Source organism: Frankia sp. Mgl5 (assembly GCF_023242985.1).
Lineage (GTDB): Bacteria > Actinomycetota > Actinomycetes > Frankiales > Frankiaceae > Parafrankia > Parafrankia soli.
The window spans coordinates 443-728 of record NZ_JALKFY010000413.1 but is presented as its reverse complement, the minus strand read 5'-3'; the positions used below and the strand labels follow the sequence as shown (position 1 = coordinate 728).

Here is a 286-nt window from a genome sequence, read left to right as displayed (position 1 = left end):
ATTTAACAGCTTCTGGATCAAGCGATTGACGCTTTCGTCCGGCCGAGGAATGACATGGGAATGACGTAACTGCCCGACCCGTCTAGCCTCTGCTTCTCCGACAGAAATTGCCGCTTGCACGGAGGAAACGTCTCCAACCACATACAGCGTGACAATCCCGGCATCAACGCCTTCATACGTAACGATCTTCACGTCTGCGGCTTTCGCGGCAGCGTCCGCCGCGGCAAGTAAACCCGGCAGTCCGATGGTCTCAATCATTCCTAATGCAAGGCTTTTTTCCACTTGC

At 54.2% G+C, this 286-nt stretch carries 1 protein-coding gene; it reads right to left on the bottom strand.

The genetic code is table 11. The annotated features are described in order from the left end of the window. On the bottom strand, nucleotides 1–258 hold a 258-nt coding region (locus MXD62_RS09895; protein ID WP_251081464.1), incomplete at its 3' end, for a BMC domain-containing protein. Nucleotides 259–286 lie beyond the last annotated feature (28 nt).